Genomic DNA, 16,785 nt, shown 5'->3' with positions numbered 1-16,785 from the left:
TATGCCGGTCGCGCGGTCGTCACCCGGTCCGCCGTCTACCCGACAGCGACCTTCTCGGCCTCGCGGTCAGCATCGGCCAACTCCGCCTCTTCGTCGTGAACGTAGCGTCCGCCCGCAAGCCACGACGCGAGGGCACCTGCGAACATCATGAGCGCAGCGGCAAGGAACACGACGATCAGTCCCGAGTGGAACGGCCCGGACATCAGATGTGGGAAGAATTCCTGGCCGGTGAGGACATCACTCGCGACACCGGGTTGCGTGAGCGCGCCGCTCGGGCCGAGCAGTTCCTCGATCGGATTGAACCCGAGGAACGCCGCGAACAGGCTCCCGACGGGAGGTAGGTCGGCGACGGATTGTGCAACGCCCGCCGACACACCCTGCTCCTGCAGACCGGAGCTGAGTGCACCGGGCAACGTGTTGGAGAGCCCGATGATCATCAGCGAGAAGAAGATTCCGATCGAGAGCGCAGTACCGCCGTTGAACAGAGTTCCGCGCATACCCGACGCAGCACCGCGCAGATTCGCCGGGACGCTCGACATGATGGCCGCGGTGTTCGGTGAGGAGAACAGACCGGATCCGATTCCGTTGAGCAACACGATGAATGCGAACACCCAGTAGTTGAAGTCGACGGGGATCACGAGCAGCAGCAGGAAGGTGATGCCAACGATCGCCAAACCGCCCGTCGCGAAGGGACGAGCGCCGTAGCGATCCGACAGGAAGCCCGAAATCGGTCCGGCAGCAAGAAAACCCACCGTCAACGGCAAGAGGTAGATGCCTGCCCACAGCGGCGTGGACTCGTAGGAGAAGCCGTGCAGCGGCAACCAGATTCCCTGCAGCCAGATGATCAGCATAAATTGCAGCCCACCGCGGCCGACCGACGCCATCAGGCCGGCAACGTTGCCCAACCCGAAAGCGCGATTGCGAAACAGCGACAGCTGGAACATCGGTTCCGCCACTTTGGTTTCCACGACACAGAACACAACGAGCAAGGCCAGACCACCGAACACACCAGCCAGCACAAGGGGATTCGACCAGCCGGTAGAGGAGTCGCCATAGGGCTGAATGCCGTAGGTGATGCCTGCGAGCAGCGCGGTGAGACCGCCTGCGAACGTCAATGTGCCTGCCCAGTCCAGCTTTCCAGGGTTCCGGACGCCGAGCTCGTGTAGCGATCGGTACCCCCAGACCGTCCCGAAGATGCCGATCGGAACGCTCACCCAGAAGACCGCCTGCCAGTTCCATTCCGACAGGACGCCACCGATGATCAAACCGAGGAACGAACCAGCAACTGCGGCAACCTGATTGATGCCAAGCGCCATACCGCGACGATTCGAAGGAAACGCATCGGTGAGGATCGCCGTCGAGTTGGCCATGAGCATCGCACCGCCCACACCCTGCACGACGCGCCACAGGATGAGCCACATCGCTCCCCCGCCGCGGTCGAACACGTCGACGGAAAGCGCAACCGCCGCAACGGTGAACACCACGAAACCGAGGTTGTAGATCTTCACCCTGCCGTACATGTCGCCGAGCCGGCCGAACATCACGACAAGCACAGCCGACGCGAGCAGGAAACCCATCAGCAGCCACAGCAGGTAGCTGACGTTGCCCGGCGCAAGCGGATCGAGATGGATGCCGCGGAAAATCGCGGGCAGGGAAATGATGACGATCGACGAGTTGATCGTCGCTATGAGCACGCCGAGGGTGGTGTTGGACAACGCGATCCACTTGTAGTGCGGGTGATCGTGGTCGACCCGGAGTCTTCTCCGAATGGTCTGGACGTCTGCCTTGTCGGTCTGCACCCTGCCGGTATTCACGTCTTCGCTGATGTCACTGCTCACAAGGGCTCCTGATGATCTGGTCGCTGACCGTCACATTAGTTGCATATTGCTAACTAACAAAATTGGGCTTGTCGCCAACGAATAAGTACGTTACCGTAACTACGGTACCGTACTTAGTGGTTCGAAGGGTGAAACGATGTCCAACCGAACAGCAGAACTCGATCCGTGCGTCGTCGTAGGAGCCGGCCCTGTCGGCTTGATCGCCGCCCTCGCGCTTGCTCGAAAGGGACTACAGGTAGTCGTCCTCGAGGCCGAAACACAGGATCGGGTGCGTCCAGGAAGCCGCGCCATCGCGTTGATGTTCCCAACTCTGCGTCGCCTCGACCACGTGCTGCCAGGGCTCGGTCGCCAGGTCACCGAAGCGGGAGTCACACCGACCGGCTACGACGCGTACTACGACGGGCGCCGAGTGTTCAGCCAGCACCTGGATCCGTCGAACTGGTACACCCCGCGGCTTGCGGCCAGCCTTCCTCAATCGACGACGGAGGAGATCTTCTACGCGGAGTGCATCGCGGCAGGAGTCCAGTTTCGGTGGGATAGCCCGGTCGCCGAACTCGATACCAGCCCCGACGGCGTGACCATCACGCTGGCGTCCGGTGAACGCATCGCAGCGTCGTACGTGATCGCAGCCGACGGCGCCCGATCGATCGTGCGCAAAGCCATCGGCGTCACGATGGAAGGTGTCACCGACGAGACACCGTTCATCATCGTCGACGTCGACGAGCACCCCGACGGGTCGACGCCGACTGCAGGCAACTTCCATTACAACAACCCCGTGATCGGCGGACGCAACGTCATGCACATGCCCTTTGCCACCGGGATGCGCGTCGACCTGCAGTGCCTGCCGGGAGACGACGTCGACTATCTGTCCAGCCCAGCCGGTGTTCGCGAATGGGTCTCCACGATCGTGGGTCCCTGGTACGGCGACCACATTCGGTGGATCTCCACCTACCGTTTTCACCAGGTCGTCGCCGACTCCTACACCGACGAACACCGGCGGGTGCTCCTTGCGGGTGAAGCAGCACACCTGTTTGCACCGTGGGGTGGACGGGGGCTGAACTCGGGCGTCTTCGATGCCACCGACGCGGCCACCGCGATCGCTGCGGCGTCGGCAACCGACGATCCGACGCGACGTCGCAGGTTGATCGACGATTGCGCAGCGCAAGGCAGGAAATGGGGAATCCACAACCGCGATGTCTCGTCGAAGGCGCTGCGACAGATGCGCGGCACCGATCGGTCGACTCGGTTCAAACGCGCCATCGCCTCGCGTGTCGCGCCATTCGTCTGGCCGGCCGGAGCGTGGCTCGCCAACGGACCGGTCCAAATCCCGACTCCCCACCTAGGTTCGAGAGGCTACTACTGAGGATGACTACCGTCGTACGGGTGAAACCAGCAGCAAAGCGGCCACGGCAGCCGAGGATGGTGATCGAGGAGCGACGCGAACAAGTGCTCGACGCAGCGCTGCGGCTGCTCAACCGCGGCGGATTTTCGGCGGTAACCATGGAAGCGGTGTCCCGCGAACTCGAACTCGCAAAGCCGCGCATCTACGCTGCTTATCCCGGTGTCGAACCACTGCTGCTCGCGCTGCTCGATAGGGAACGCGAGCGCGCTATCGCCACACTGACCGACGCGATGCCCGCCTTCGACAGCGACGCCGAATTCGACGACATCCTCGTCGGTGCAGCAACGAACCTCCTGCACGCTGTCGCTGCCGATCCGGATTCCTGGCGACCACTGCTACTTCCCGCCGACGACGCCCCGCAGCAGGTCCGCGACAACTTCGAGGCAGGCCGACAGTTCGCGCTCGCGCAGTTACGTGCACTCCTCGAATGGGGAGCCACGACGCGACCAGACTTTGCCGATCTCGACCTCGAACTGACAGCAATGTCGTTGCTTGTGGTCGGCGAACAGGGCGCCCGGCTGCTGCTCGCTGCACCGGACGAGTTCACCGCCGAGCGTTTCGGCCGCTTCACCCGCAGTCTGCTGAACCTGATGTCGCCGAACGCGTAGCTGTACAGGCAGATTCGCCCTCAGAGCGGAACGACAACCTCGCGATACTCCGGGTTGTCTGCGAGAAACCGTTGCACGTACGTACAGACGGGCCGAACCTTCCAGCCGTAGACCCGTGCGTGATCGAGCGCGCCACGAACGAGCACACCCGCAAGACCCCGGTGGCCGAAGTCCTCGGTGATGACGGTGTGCATAAACGACACGACCATGGGTCGGCCCGCACGCCCGCCCTTCGTCAGTTCGCTCTCGTAGAACCCCATGATGCCGACCAGATCGCCGTTGAGCCACAGCTCGAAACGGCTCTGCGCAGCGTTGACCACGGTTTCCGTAGTGATTGCATCCGACAGCATGTAAAGCCCTCCACCATCAACTTGTCGAGCCGTTCGATCCCCACCCGCGACAACGTTGACGCTGTGATGCACGCCACTATTCAACCGTTCAAAGCGTGACTTGTCACCGTCTGGAGGAAACGTCTGCGTTACGGTCGACACCGTCGGGCCGAAACCCCGGCGACAACTACACATCCACGGGGGCTCGCACCAGCGGGCTGAGAGGACGGCTAGGGCCGTCGACCGTATGAACCTGACCGGATAATGCCGGCGTAGGGAGAACTGATGAGGGATACCTCTATTTCGAACGGCCCGACGGGCCGCGGCGTAACCACCGGACCGATCGAGGGCAGCAGCAAGGTATATCTCGACGTCGCGAACAGCTCCGGGTTGACGATTCCGGTCAGACGGGTCCACCTGACGAACGGCGACCATCACGATCTCTACGACACATCGGGTGCCTATACCGATACCGACGCAGACATCGATGTGACAGCCGGGCTGGCGAAACTACGCAACCATTGGGCCAGGTTCGAGCCGATCGACGGTGCGGTCACCCAACTCGTGTGGGCAAGGGCAGGCATCATTACCGATGAGATGCGGTTCTGCGCTGCACGTGAGGGGCTTTCGCCGGAGCTGGTACGCGACGAGGTTGCCGCGGGACGCGCGGTCATCCCTGCCAACCACCGCCATCCCGAATGTGAGCCGATGATCATCGGCAAACGTTTCGCAGTGAAGGTCAACGCGAACATAGGCAATTCGGCTGTCACATCGTCGATCGCAGACGAGGTCGACAAGATGGTATGGGCTACCCGATGGGGGGCCGACACCATCATGGACCTGTCGACCGGCAAGAACATTCACGAAACCCGCGAATGGATCATGCGCAACTCCCCCGTTCCGGTCGGCACCGTTCCGATCTACCAAGCTCTCGAGAAATGCAACGGCGATCCGGCTGCCCTCACATGGGAGCTCTACCGCGACACAGTGATCGAGCAGTGCGAGCAAGGTGTCGACTACATGACGGTCCATGCCGGCGTGCTGTTGCGCTACATACCGCTCACTGCCAAACGAGTAACCGGAATCGTCTCCCGCGGCGGGTCGATAATGGCCGCATGGTGCCTCGCTCACCATCGCGAATCGTTCCTGTACACCCACTTCGACGATCTGTGCCAAATCTTGCGGGAGTACGACGTGACGTTTTCCCTCGGCGACGGCCTCCGCCCCGGATCGATCGCGGACGCCAACGACGCCGCACAGTTCGCGGAACTGCGAACCCTCGGCGAGCTGACGAAGATTGCGAAATCGCATGGGGTGCAAGTGATGATCGAAGGTCCGGGCCACGTCCCCATGCACAAGATCGTGGAGAACGTCCGCTTGGAGGAAGAGCTGTGCGAAGAAGCGCCCTTCTACACACTCGGCCCACTCGCAACCGACATCGCGCCGGCATACGATCACATCACCTCGGCGATCGGTGCAGCAATCATCGCGCAAGCAGGCACAGCCATGCTCTGCTACGTCACGCCGAAGGAGCATCTCGGCCTGCCCAACCGTGACGACGTCAAGGTCGGCGTCATCACCTACAAGATCGCTGCGCACGCAGCCGATCTCGCCAAACAACATCCGCGCGCACAGGAACGTGACGACGCACTCTCCAAGGCGCGCTTCGAGTTTCGCTGGCGCGATCAGTTCGCGTTGTCGCTCGACCCCGACACGGCGCGCGAATACCACGACGAGACATTGCCCGCCGAGCCCGCGAAGACCGCACACTTCTGCTCGATGTGCGGCCCAAAGTTCTGCTCCATGCGCATCTCTGCGGATGTCCGCGAGTACGCAGAACGCAACGGCCTCACGGACGTGGAAGCGATCGAAGCGGGAATGGCGGCGAAGTCGGCGGAATTCACCGACGCAGGAGGCCAGGTTTATCTGCCGGTAGTGTCCCGACCGTGAACCTGTTGCCCCTTGCCCCCGACGGAACAACGCCCGTACGAGTGCTCACCATCGCCGGAACCGATTCCGGCGGTGGTGCGGGCATTCAAGCGGATTCGCGGACCATGGCGATGTGCGGCGTCCACGCATGTGTCGCCGTCGCAGCCGTAACAGTCCAGAATTCCGTCGGGGTCAGCGGCTTTCACGAAATCCCTCCGGAGATCGTCGCAGCGCAGGTGCGTTCGGTTGTCGGCGATATCGGTATCGGCGCAGCAAAAACCGGCATGCTCGCGTCGAGTTCGATCATCGAGGCGGTTGCCGCGGTGTGCACCGAGGTCGGCATCGGTAAGGACCAACCGGTCCCGCTACTCGTCGACCCCGTGTGTGCGTCGATGCACGGCGATCCGCTGCTGCATCCCGAAGCGCTCGACGCCGTCCGGAACACACTCATTCCGATCGCGACAGTTGTGACACCGAATCTCGACGAGGTCCGGCTCATCACCGGAATCGACGTCGTCGACGACCGAACAGCGCGGCAAGCAGCCGAAGCATTGTTCGCGCTCGGTGCCAAGTGGTCGCTGGTGAAAGGCGGGCATCTGCGGACGTCCACCTCCAGCACGGACCTACTGTTCGACGGAGACAAGTTCCTCGAGTTCACCAGCCCACGGATCGACACGGGCAACGACCATGGTGGTGGCGACACTCTCGGCGCGGCGATCGTCTGCGCGCTTGCGAACGGCTACTCGGTCCCGGACGCCGTCGAGTTCGGCAAGGACTGGGTCACCCGGTGCCTGGCAGCGTCCTACGACCTCGGCGCGGGCCACGGCCCTGCCTCTCCACTGTGGCGGCTGCGTACGAACGAACTCTGATCAGATGCGCTTGAGGGTGAAGATCCGCAGATCCTCGGGCACTCCCTGCAGCGGGCCTGCGAAGAAGCTGCGGCGGTACGGCTTGACCGTGTAGCCGAGGTCCTCCAGCGTGTCAGGGCGCAATGCCTGCAGCGTCGCGGCAGACATCATGACGTTGCCGTTGCCACCCGCTTCCATGACTCGGGCGGCGATGGTCACGTCGACGCCGAGCCAGTCGCCACCGATCTCTTTCGGCGCACCCGTGTGGATACCGACCCGCATCTCGGGTCTCAATCCAGCCACTTCGACGTCGGCGAGGTTCTTCTTGGCAGCGACGACCGCTTGGATCGCCTTGTCCGCGGACGGAAACACTGCCATCAGGCCGTCGCCCATCCGCTTGACGACGTGACCGCCACGATCGACGATCGGGGGCTCGATCGCCTTGGCAACCTTGCGCAACAGTTCGAGTGTGGCTTCGTCGCCTGCGCCGAGCGACCAGCTGGAGAAACCGACCAGGTCGGTGAACACAACCGTCACCTCTCGGCTGCCCTTGCCTCGGCCGACACGTTCCAACGCCGCCTGCCAAACCTGAAGCGCACCGAGACCGATTTCGCGTGCAGCGCGAGGTTCGTCGCCGGCGAAACGTTCTGCTGCCCGAGCGACCGCTCGCGCGCTACCGGGCCCGGACGTGGAAAGCGGGTCACCGAACGCCGGGTCGCCTGGCAGCAGCACCCGAACGCGACGGACGGCGTCGATGACCTGCGTGCCACGATTCGCTGCGTGTAACCATTCGGCAAACGCAGGCCTACGTCGATCGCTGCGTCCGGAGCCAGCTTTGTTGGACTCGACCGGCCGCTCGTCGCGAGTGCTGTCGGGCCGGTCTGTCACGGATCGAGCGTAGCTCAGCTCTGTGCCGTGCAGCCTCTCACTTCTCATCGCCTCGAGCCGCCTCACGGTCTGCTCTGCTTGGTACGCCGTTGGGCCCGTCGATGGACTGCGCGTAGGTCTCGACGCTGTACGCGACGGCGGCACCGTTTCGGGCAAAAGCGTCACGATCGATGTTTGCCAGCGTATCGCCGGACGCGTGATAGTTCGCGTCGAAAGGCTCGTCGGCCTCCCCACCCCACTTCTGCGCCTGGTCGGCCGACATCTTGTCTTCTGCGCCGGTGAAGATGCCGCCCGACGGGATCTTGTGCTCGATGAACGGCCCGTAGTCGGAGCGGCCGTCGAAGTCGGTGCCCTCCGGAGTTATCCCCTGATTGAGCAGGTAGGCGTTCAGCATCCGCTCGATCGCCGCGGACCCGTCCGGCCCGGCAGGTTCGCCGGTCTTGTCGGAGTCGTCGCCGTCGTAGGTCAGGTAGGCAGGGTTCGGCGAGGCGATCATGTCGTAGTTGAGATAAAGCGCGATCTTCAGGCGTTCGTCACTGCTGAGCTTCGACACATAATCCGTCGAACCGAGCAGGCCGAGTTCCTCGCCACCCCACCAGGCGAACCGCACGGCGTTCTGCACGTCGGGCTCGCTGCCCATTTGCAGCGCCGTCTCGAGAATTGCAGCCGAGCCCGAACCGTTGTCGTTGATACCAGGCCCATCCGGGACGCTGTCGAGGTGCGCACCGACCATAACGACGTTGTCTGCGGATCCCGTCTTGGTCTGCGCGATGATGTTGCGAGTCGTGAACGTTGTGGCATCGGCGTCGATGAGCAGCTTCACGTTCGCGCCGGGTGCGACGAGTGCAGGGACGTCGCCGACGCCGATACCTGCGGTCGGGATCTTCGCGACATCACGACTGCCGAGCGTGCCGCCGCCGACCTGCTCGCCGACGAACGCGACCAGCAGGGCCGCTGCTCCGCGCTCGGCCGCGATCTGTTGTTTGGCCGCGAACGGGCAGATACCACGTCGCACGATCACGATCGCGCCCGTCACATCGAGGTTGTCGTAGTCGGAGGCCTCGCAGCCGGGTGTGTCGTCGACAGGTACCTCGACGACCCGCGTCACGAGTCCTGCTTTGTCCGTACCCGGCGAGTAGCCGAACGTCGCGACCTTCACCTGTTGATCGCCGACCGTCAGGCTTTCGGATTTGAGATCGAAGGTGTTGATCTCGAACTCGGGCGTCGAGACCTCGAAGCCCTTTTCTTTCAATTTGTCTGTGACGTAGGCGACGCTCGCGTCGTATCCGGGCTTGCCCGCTGCGCGGTTGCCGTCGTTGTCCTTCGCGATGCGGTCCAGATTCTCCAGGTGAGCCATCAGCGCGTCTATCTGCACCGCGCTCGCGACTTGCGCGCCCTGCTGTGGCTCGTCGTCGGAACTGCTCGACGTACAGGCCGCCGCTCCGAGTACAACCGCCAATCCTGCAATCGCGCACCGTATTGCAGATCTCATCGAATCCCCTCCCGGTCGTTACTCACCCTACCGAGAAACACATCAACCCGGTGCGGATGAACATCCCACACCGGGCCGACATGTCACCTTTACCGCGCCGGGCAGCGGCTCGGATCAGGTGCTGTGAGGCGACTCCCCCGACAGGAGTCGCACCCCTCATTCGGTTGGCTCGTTTTCAGCGACAAGCTATGCGTCGCGCTTGTTCACGACGACGATCGCTGCAGCGAAGAAGACCGCGACGAAGGCCGTGAAGTAGATCAGGCTGCCCCACGGACCCCAGTGGAATTCGATGCCGGTGTCGCCACTCATGAAGTGCTGAGCGTTGGCAAACGGCAGGAAGGCCTGCACCTCGCGGCCGAAGCTTCCGAACAGTCCGAACAGGCTCTCGATCAGCAACGGCCACAGCACAACCAGTGAGATCGCGGCGGCCGATTGCTTGACGAGCGCGCCGACCGCAACAGCAAGAACGACACAGAGGAAGGCATAGATCGGCACGCCGTAGACCCCGCGCCACGCTTCTTCACCCGAGAGGGCGAGTGGCTTCTGCGCGTCGGAGTTGGCGACCAGTTTTGCAACCTCGATGGATCCGAAGGTGAGGGCCGTTGTCAGGATTGCGCCGAAAGCACCGATCAGTGCTGCCTTCGCAGCGATCACCGTGCCGCGGTGGGGCATCGCCTGGAACGTCGTCCGGATCGTGCCGAAGCGATATTCGCTGGTCACGACGAGCGCCGCCATGATCATCAGGACCAAGACGCCGAAACCGGTAACGCCTGTGGCTGCCGTCGCCGGTGTCAGACCGGGGAAGCCTTCCGAATCTTCGGGATTGGCGATCGCCTGGTTGGCAACCCAACCCATGATCGCTGCCAGCCCGAGGCCGAGTGCGATGATCACTGCCGCCGACCACCACGGTGATCGAGTCGAAGTGATCTTGATACGTTCTGCTGCCAATACGCCCATCAGAGCGCACCTCCCATCACTTCTTCCATGCCTTCGGCGTGGTACTGCACGTCGCCGCCGGTGAGCTTCATAAATGCTTCTTCGAGCGATCCACGCTGAGCCGAGAGCTCGAACAACGTGACGCCGTTCTCGCCTGCAGCTGCACCGATCACCTCGGTCGTCGCGCCGACGACGAGCAGTGCCGGACCCGACTCAGACTCGCCGTCTTCACGGACGGTGAGCCCACGTGCGATCAGCAGGCTGCGCAGGGCGTCGAGTTGCGGGCTGCGGACTCGGACTGCAGACTCCGACGATTTGTCGATGAACTCCTGCACGGTCGAGTCCGAGATCAGCCGACCGCGGCCGATGACGACGAGTTGTTCCGCCGTCTGCGACATCTCCGAAAGCAGGTGGCTGGAGACGAGCACCGTGCGGCCCTCGCTTGCCAACCGCTGCATGAATCGCCTGATCCACAGGATGCCTTCGGGGTCGAGGCCGTTGACCGGCTCGTCGAAGAGCAGCACGGGCGGGTCGCCGAGCAGCGCGCCTGCCAGTCCGAGTCGTTGCGACATGCCGAGCGAGAAGCCGCCTGCGTTTTTGCCTGCGACCTCGCTGAGACCCACGAGGCGCAAAACCTCGTCGACCCTGGACTTGGCGATGCCGTTGGAGGCCGCCATCCACTGCAGATGGGCGCGCGCCGAGCGGTTGGGGTGCACCCACCGCGCGTCGAGCAGCGCACCGACCTCACGGAGGGGATGGGCAAGCTGGTGGTACGGCTTGCCGTTGATGAGCGCCGATCCGGAGGTGGGCTTGTCGAGGCCCAGGATCATGCGCATTGTCGTCGATTTACCTGCGCCGTTCGGCCCGAGGAAACCTGTCACTTGGCCCGCTGGGACCGTGAAGGACAGATCGTCGACGGCCACAGTCGGCCCGTAGTGTTTGGTCAAACCCTTCACTTCGATCATGTGAAGAAGCATCGCTCATGAGTAGGCACCTGCACATCGACCGCAGGTCGCGACTGTCGTCATCCTTTCGGATGAGGAAACCCTGAGGCTGCTCGTGAGTCCTTCCGGAGCGCCCGACCTCCGAAAAGACTCACGAGGCGCGGAGCGCCCTCAGTCTTTCGGCTTGGATTTCGCCATGAATGTCTTGAACTGCGCTGTGTTCGGCGAGGCTGTGTCGCCTTCGAGCGGCAGCACACTCCGCAGCGCCGCTTCGATCTGCGACGCCCGCTCCTCCAGCCGCAGATCGCGATCGTTGACCTCGCTCGCGGTCAACAGAAAATCTATGTGTCTGACGATCGCTGCCGTCACCACAGAATCGAACTGCGCATTGGCGAGCACGACCCGCCGCACACCCGCTATGAACGCAGCCGCGTCCAGACCATCGTCTTCTACTCGGAAAACCGTTGCACGCCTTGAATTCACGTTGTACCCCTTCTTACATCGAGGGTACATCGCAGGATCGGACCCGCAAGTGTCCTACAGACTCGGCGAGGACGCCTGCGCCCAGAACCGCTTGGGGATTCGACCGGCATGACGTGCGGCGTGTCCAGCTCTGACGGCATCCGCCATCGCGGTCGCCATAAGTTGTGGATTTTTCGCGCGGGTGACGGCTGTGGCGAGGAGCACAGCATCGCATCCGAGTTCCATCGCAAGCGCGGCGTCACTCGCTGTTCCGATACCGGCATCGAGAATCACCGGCACTCCGGCACCGTCGACGATCATTTCGATGTTGTGCGGATTGGCGATGCCGAGGCCGGTTCCGATCGGCGACCCCAGCGGCATCACCGCGGCGCACCCTGCTTCTTCGAGCCGACGGGCGAGGATCGGGTCGTCCGTCGTGTACGGCAGCACGGTGAATCCGTCGTCGACGAGTTGCTCGGCCGCATCGAGCAGTTCGACGGCGTCGGGTAGCAGCGTCCGCTCGTCGGCGATCACCTCGAGTTTGACCCAGTCCGTCTCCAGAGCGTCGCGGGCAAGCTGGGCGGTCAGTACAGCTTCGGCTGCGCCGCGACAGCCCGCGGTGTTGGGAAGCATCGCGATCTGCAAACGCTTCAGCAGATCGAGGACGCCCGTGCCTCCCGCCGCGTCGACCCTGCGCATGGCGACGGTCGTAAGTTCGGTGCCGGAAGCGACAAGCGCTTCCTCCAGCACCGCAAGATTGTCGGCACCGCCGGTACCCATGATCAGCCGCGACCCGAACGACCTACCCGCGATGACCAGCGGACTCATCACCGAATCAGCCACCCTGCACCGCCGTGAGGACTTCGATCTCCCAGCCCTTGCGGACCTGCTCGCTCCAGCGCGACTTAGGGAAAACAGCGCGGTCGACGGCGAGGGCGATGCCCTTGTCGGGAAGCTTCAGATAGTCGAGCAACTCCCGGACCGTCATCTCTTCGGTCAGCAGGTGTTCCTTGCCGTTGACGGTGATGCCGATCAGTACCTGCGTCATCGGGAAGCTCCTGAAAATCTGTCGGGGTCGGCCTGCTTGGCTTCGACCAGTTCTACTCCGTCGAGTAAGCCGAGCACCGCGTCGACCGTGATCGGGGTCAAGAGAATGCCGTTGCGGCCGTGCCCGGATGCGACGACCACCCGATCCGAGACTCTGCCGATGAGCGGCACGTTGTCCGGACTCATCGGCCGCAGTCCTGCGATCGACTCGGCTAGCTCGTACTCGCCGATGCCTGGCATCAACTCCTGCGCATCGGCGAGCAGGTCGCGAACACCGGCAACAGTCACAGCGGTGTCGTGACCCGATTCGTACTGCGTCGCACCGAGGACGATGCCGTCACCGCGGGGCACGAGATAGACGGGTCGACCATGGACCCGAGCACGGACGACGTGCGTCGGCGCAGGCGTCACACCGGGCCTGGCTCGCAGTCGCAAGATCTCGCCTTTGACCGGACGTACCGGCAGGCCTGGCCACAGGCGCGCCGACCGCTCGCCTGCCGCAAGGACGATCTGGTCGGCGTCGAGATCGTCGAGATCGACGACCTCACGCTCGACGACGTGCACCCCTGCACCGGCGACCGCGCGTCGTAATTCGTCGAGCAGGATCCGATTGTCGACGGCAAGTTCGGCAGGGGCAAGCAAACCGAGCCTGACGCTGCGGGCAAGCGCCGGTTCGTAGGCACGCACCTGCGCTCGGTCGAGTAGTTCGAGTTCGTAGCCCTGTGCGCCGACCCATTCGGCGACAGTCCGCAGATCCTGCGCATCGGCGGCATCGAGCGCGACGGTGAGCGAACCCGTTGCGCTGAAGACATCTGCACCAGATGACCCTGACGCTGCTGCCAGTCGCGCGGCGAATTCCGGCCAGCGTGCCAACGACGCTGCGCCGATCTCGAGAACGTCGGTCTCGCCGGGCCAGCCCTCCGACAGCGGCGCAAGCATGCCGCCGGCGACCCACGACGCTCCCGACGCCGGCGCGGGATCGAACAGCGTGACCTGCCTGCCCGATTCGGCGGCTCGCCAGGCGATCGACAGACCGATCACGCCGCCGCCGACCACGGCCAAGGTCCGCTCGTCTCGCACTGTCTCCACCTCACTTCCCACACCACTCGGAGCTGTCGCGACGCTGTTCTCCCGCCCACCGATCAGCCCGTTCCACGGTAGCCGCTACCGTCGAAGCCGTGCATCCATCGCATTCTTTCAGGGGCTCGACCACTCGCGACCGCCTGGCTACGGCATACCTGTATCTGTGCACGGACGCCCGGCGCGAGAAAGGCGACCTCGCCAGGTTTGCGGATGCGGCGCTGGCCGGTGGTGTCGACATCATCCAGTTACGCGACAAGGGGTCGGCGGGCGAAGCCGAGTTCGGACCCATGGACGTCAAAGGGGAATTGGCCGCACTCGCCGAGTTGCGGGCAGCGACACGACGGCACGGCGCTCTGCTCGCCGTGAACGATCGCGCCGATATCGCGCTTGCCGCGCAGGCCGACGTGTTGCACCTCGGCCAGGACGACCTACCGGTGCACTACGCGCGCCGGATCGTCGGACCCGATGTGGTGATCGGCCGCTCGACGCACAACCGAGCCCAGGCGAGTCTGGCAGCGATCGAGGAGGGTGCCGACTACTTCTGCACCGGTCCGGTCTGGGCGACGCCGACCAAACCCGGTCGCGCGGCGGCCGGCCTCGACTTCGTGCGCTCGACTGCAGATGCCGAACCCCACCGACCGTGGTTCGCGATCGGTGGCATCGACGAAGAACGGTTGCCGGAGGTATTGGCGGCAGGCGCGACGCGGATCGTCGTGGTCCGCGCGATCACCGGGGCACCCGACCCCGAAGCCGCGGCGCGACGGTTGAAGGACCGGCTCACTCCGACTGACTGAGCAGACCTAGGCGACCGGCTCGATCCGGACCGGAACACCGTTGAGATGTGCCATGCCCGCGAGGGGTTCGATGTCTTCGACGGCCGTCGACATCAGGAGGTTGACATTCACGCCACCCGCCGCGTTGGCGACCTGCCAGCCACCGCGGTGACCCCAACCGTGCGGCACCGCAATGGTTCCCGCCCCGACCTCGTCGGTCAGGAACGCAGGTAGCTCGATCGAACCGTGTGCCGACGCGATTCGGAACGGCTTGCCGTCCTCGATTCCGGCAGCTTCGGCGTCGACCGGATTGACCCGGGCGGTGTGTGCTCTGTTGCCACGCATCAAGAACTCCGAGTTGTGCATCCACGAATTGTGCGACTTGAGTTCGCGTAGTCCGATGAGCCGCAACGGGAAGTCGGGGTCGTCTTGTCGATCGCCAAGGCTCGCCAACGTGTCGATGATCTCGTCGGGCGCCAGCCGCACCTTGCCGCCCTTGTGTTTGACGACCCGCTTCAGCACACCGGTCTCGACATGTTCGCGAAGGACGATGCCGTGCGGATTGGCGCGTAGCTTCGTCATGTTCAGGCCGTCCCTGCGGAGGCCGAACCTGTCGCCGTATGCGCCGAGTCGCAGCGCGACGTCGATGAGCACCTTCGGCGTCGTTGCCGCACTGGATCCAGGAACGCGCCTGATCAGTCCGCTCAGAACCGCACCGACCCGCTTCGGGGTCGAGACGAACGGTACGACTCCGATGCGTTTGGCGATCTCGTCGATGATCTCCCATTCCTCCCGCGCCTCGCCGTACGGCTCGACGACCCGTTCGGTCGCCTGGATGAACGGTGTCGTACTCAGAGCGCCGAACGGAAGCGGGATGTCGTCGCGTTCGAGGAAGGTCGTCGCGGGGAGGATGTAGTCGGCTTTGCGGTTGGTGTCGTTGACGTAGAGGTCGATCGAAACGAACAGCTCGAGTTCTGTGAGCGCGGCTTCGAGTTCGTCGCCGTTCGGTACCGAAAGCACCGGATTGCCCGCGGAGGTGAACAGCGCTCGCAGGCGACCTTTCCCTGGTGTGGTGATTTCTTTCGCCATGACGGCTGCGGGGAACGAGCCGAGGACATCGGGGAAGTTCCCGATGCGCGAGCGGCGTCGGTCGTAACCGATCATTCCCGTTCGTTGCGCGAAATCGAGGCCGAGGAACGCCTCCTCACCGAATACGCCGCCGCCTTCGCGATCGAGGTTGCCCGTCACGAGCGCGAGAGCGTCGAGCAGAAACGCGACGAGGGTGCCCTGCCTGCCGAGGCACGTCCCGGTGCGGCCGTAGATGGCGGCACGACGGGCCGTGGCCAGTTCGCGTGCCATGGCGCGAAGCCGATCGGGAGCGATCCCTGTGAACGCCTGCGTGCGCTCGGGTGTGAAGCGCGCAACCGCTGCCCGCAACCGATCCACACCTACCGACTGCGCGGCGATGGCCGCCGAGTCCGTACGACCTTCCGCGAACAACACCTGCAACATCGAGGCAAGCAGCCAGGCGTCGCCGTCCGGTCGAATCGGTAGATGCTCGAAGGCCTTCGCTGTCTCCGATCGACGTGGGTCGACGACGACAACTCGACCACCACGGTCGACGATCGCGCGCAGTTTGTCCTTGATTCGCGGCGCTGTCATGACGCTGCCGTGCGAGACCAGCGGATTCGCTCCGACCATAAACAGAAGGTCGGTCCGATCCAGGTCGGGAATCGGAGTGGCGGTCAGCGAGCCGTACAGCAGCTGACTGGCGACGAATCGATTGTTGACGTCTTGCGATCCAGCCGAGTAGAGGTGCCGCATACCGCTGCCGACTGCGAACGCGAGGATCCACAACGTGTGCGAGTAGGAGAACGAACTCGGGTTGCCGAAGTACCAGCCGAGGCTGTCACGGCCGTGGGTGTCGACGACGGCTTTCAGCCGCGCGCCGATGTCGTCGTACGCCTGCTCCCAGGTCACCTGTTCGAACTCGCCGTCGGCACGACGTCGCAGCGGGTGCAGCACACGGTCGGGGTCGTTCTGCACTTCGGCGAACGCGATTCCCTTCGGGCAGGCATTGCCGAGCGAGAGCGGATGTTCCTTGTCCGGCCGCAGTTTCACCAACCTGCCGTCCTCGACCGTCGCAATCAACCCGCAGAGGGGCTCACAGATCCTGCAGTAGGTGACGACCTCTGTTGGCATACAG

At 63.9% G+C, this 16,785-nt stretch carries 16 protein-coding genes and 1 riboswitch; of the genes, 5 read left to right on the top strand and 11 right to left on the bottom strand.

Annotated features, from left to right (window positions below):
- Positions 1 to 35: 35 nt before the first annotated feature.
- Positions 36 to 1,814, bottom strand: coding sequence for an MFS transporter (locus tag JGU71_RS12055; RefSeq protein WP_199704581.1), 1,779 nt, complete (start codon positions 1,812 to 1,814; stop codon positions 36 to 38).
- 160 nt (positions 1,815 to 1,974) lie between these two features.
- Between JGU71_RS12055 and JGU71_RS12050 the strand changes: the two genes are divergently transcribed.
- Entirely contained in the window at positions 1,975 to 3,201 is a 1,227-nt protein-coding gene (locus JGU71_RS12050) for an FAD-dependent oxidoreductase (protein WP_199704348.1), read from the top strand.
- Positions 3,202 to 3,221: 20 nt separating this feature from the next.
- Positions 3,222 to 3,848 (top strand): TetR/AcrR family transcriptional regulator, encoded by a 627-nt coding sequence (locus JGU71_RS12045; RefSeq protein ID WP_199704347.1) that lies wholly within the window; start codon positions 3,222 to 3,224, stop codon positions 3,846 to 3,848.
- Positions 3,849 to 3,868: 20 nt separating this feature from the next.
- Here JGU71_RS12045 and JGU71_RS12040 read toward each other — a convergent pair whose 3' ends face one another.
- Entirely contained in the window at positions 3,869 to 4,198 is a 330-nt protein-coding gene (locus tag JGU71_RS12040) for a GNAT family N-acetyltransferase (protein ID WP_199704346.1), read from the bottom strand.
- A gap of 166 nt (positions 4,199 to 4,364) precedes the next feature.
- Positions 4,365 to 4,473, top strand: a riboswitch (TPP riboswitch).
- Between JGU71_RS12040 and thiC the strand changes: the two genes are divergently transcribed.
- Together thiC and thiD are read left to right on the top strand one after the other, a co-directional pair.
- On the top strand, positions 4,463 to 6,127 hold the full coding sequence (thiC, locus tag JGU71_RS12035) for a phosphomethylpyrimidine synthase ThiC (RefSeq protein WP_199704345.1): 1,665 nt from the start codon (positions 4,463 to 4,465) through the stop codon (positions 6,125 to 6,127). (Overlaps the previous riboswitch by 11 nt.)
- Positions 6,124 to 6,975, top strand: coding sequence for a bifunctional hydroxymethylpyrimidine kinase/phosphomethylpyrimidine kinase (gene thiD / locus JGU71_RS12030; RefSeq protein WP_199704344.1), 852 nt, complete (start codon positions 6,124 to 6,126; stop codon positions 6,973 to 6,975). Before thiC ends, thiD begins: the two co-directional genes overlap by 4 nt.
- Here the strand turns inward: thiD and JGU71_RS12025 are convergent, their stop codons facing one another.
- The 8 genes from JGU71_RS12025 to thiO all read right to left on the bottom strand — a co-directional run bounded on the left by JGU71_RS12025 (position 6,976) and on the right by thiO (position 13,803).
- Positions 6,976 to 7,842: an adenylate/guanylate cyclase domain-containing protein gene (locus tag JGU71_RS12025; protein WP_372433154.1), complete on the bottom strand. Its 867-nt coding sequence runs from the start codon at positions 7,840 to 7,842 to the stop codon at positions 6,976 to 6,978.
- A 37-nt stretch (positions 7,843 to 7,879) separates the two neighbouring features.
- Positions 7,880 to 9,334, bottom strand: coding sequence for a M28 family metallopeptidase (locus JGU71_RS12020; RefSeq protein WP_199704342.1), 1,455 nt, complete (start codon positions 9,332 to 9,334; stop codon positions 7,880 to 7,882).
- Between the two features lie 186 nt (positions 9,335 to 9,520).
- Positions 9,521 to 10,291 carry an ABC transporter permease gene (locus JGU71_RS12015; RefSeq protein ID WP_199704341.1) on the bottom strand — a complete coding sequence of 257 codons (771 nt, stop codon included), beginning with the start codon at positions 10,289 to 10,291 and terminating at the stop codon, positions 9,521 to 9,523.
- Positions 10,291 to 11,235: an ABC transporter ATP-binding protein gene (locus JGU71_RS12010; RefSeq protein WP_199704340.1), complete on the bottom strand. Its 945-nt coding sequence runs from the start codon at positions 11,233 to 11,235 to the stop codon at positions 10,291 to 10,293. Before JGU71_RS12010 ends, JGU71_RS12015 begins: the two co-directional genes overlap by 1 nt.
- A 150-nt stretch (positions 11,236 to 11,385) precedes the next feature.
- The gene (locus JGU71_RS12005) at positions 11,386 to 11,697 is read right to left on the bottom strand and encodes a trafficking protein particle complex subunit (protein WP_199704339.1); all 312 of its coding nucleotides are present in this window, start codon (positions 11,695 to 11,697) and stop codon (positions 11,386 to 11,388) included.
- Between the two features lie 54 nt (positions 11,698 to 11,751).
- Positions 11,752 to 12,504 carry a thiazole synthase gene (locus JGU71_RS12000; RefSeq protein ID WP_199704580.1) on the bottom strand — a complete coding sequence of 251 codons (753 nt, stop codon included), beginning with the start codon at positions 12,502 to 12,504 and terminating at the stop codon, positions 11,752 to 11,754.
- Between the two features lie 7 nt (positions 12,505 to 12,511).
- Positions 12,512 to 12,724: a sulfur carrier protein ThiS gene (gene thiS / locus JGU71_RS11995; protein WP_199704338.1), complete on the bottom strand. Its 213-nt coding sequence runs from the start codon at positions 12,722 to 12,724 to the stop codon at positions 12,512 to 12,514.
- Positions 12,721 to 13,803 carry a glycine oxidase ThiO gene (thiO, locus tag JGU71_RS11990; protein WP_307829632.1) on the bottom strand — a complete coding sequence of 361 codons (1,083 nt, stop codon included), beginning with the start codon at positions 13,801 to 13,803 and terminating at the stop codon, positions 12,721 to 12,723. Before thiO ends, thiS begins: the two co-directional genes overlap by 4 nt.
- A 98-nt stretch (positions 13,804 to 13,901) precedes the next feature.
- Here thiO and thiE point away from each other — a divergent pair, with 98 nt between their 5' ends.
- Positions 13,902 to 14,600: a thiamine phosphate synthase gene (gene thiE / locus JGU71_RS11985; protein ID WP_199704337.1), complete on the top strand. Its 699-nt coding sequence runs from the start codon at positions 13,902 to 13,904 to the stop codon at positions 14,598 to 14,600.
- Positions 14,601 to 14,606: 6 nt separating this feature from the next.
- Here thiE and JGU71_RS11980 read toward each other — a convergent pair whose 3' ends face one another.
- Positions 14,607 to 16,781, bottom strand: a complete 2,175-nt coding sequence (locus tag JGU71_RS11980) for a molybdopterin-containing oxidoreductase family protein (RefSeq protein WP_199704336.1) — start codon at positions 16,779 to 16,781, stop codon at positions 14,607 to 14,609.
- Between the last annotated feature and the right edge of the window lie 4 nt (positions 16,782 to 16,785).

The organism is Antrihabitans stalagmiti, from assembly GCF_016482825.1.
In the GTDB taxonomy this organism is placed as follows: Bacteria; Actinomycetota; Actinomycetes; order Mycobacteriales; family Mycobacteriaceae; genus Antrihabitans; species Antrihabitans stalagmiti.
The sequence above is the reverse complement of the archived record's forward strand: the minus strand, read 5'-3'. Positions and strand labels throughout refer to the sequence as shown.

Coding starts and splice junctions, on each gene's coding strand:
- JGU71_RS12050 (WP_199704348.1), top strand. CDS start 1,975: ATGTCCAACCGAACAGCAGAACTCGATCCGTGCGTCGTCGTAGGAGCC.
- JGU71_RS12040 (WP_199704346.1), bottom strand. CDS start 4,198: ATGCTGTCGGATGCAATCACTACGGAAACCGTGGTCAACGCTGCGCAG.
- thiC (WP_199704345.1), top strand. CDS start 4,463: ATGAGGGATACCTCTATTTCGAACGGCCCGACGGGCCGCGGCGTAACC.
- JGU71_RS12020 (WP_199704342.1), bottom strand. CDS start 9,334: ATGAGATCTGCAATACGGTGCGCGATTGCAGGATTGGCGGTTGTACTC.
- JGU71_RS12015 (WP_199704341.1), bottom strand. CDS start 10,291: ATGGGCGTATTGGCAGCAGAACGTATCAAGATCACTTCGACTCGATCA.
- JGU71_RS12010 (WP_199704340.1), bottom strand. CDS start 11,235: ATGATCGAAGTGAAGGGTTTGACCAAACACTACGGGCCGACTGTGGCC.
- JGU71_RS12000 (WP_199704580.1), bottom strand. CDS start 12,504: ATGAGTCCGCTGGTCATCGCGGGTAGGTCGTTCGGGTCGCGGCTGATC.
- thiS (WP_199704338.1), bottom strand. CDS start 12,724: ATGACGCAGGTACTGATCGGCATCACCGTCAACGGCAAGGAACACCTG.
- JGU71_RS11980 (WP_199704336.1), bottom strand. CDS start 16,781: ATGCCAACAGAGGTCGTCACCTACTGCAGGATCTGTGAGCCCCTCTGC.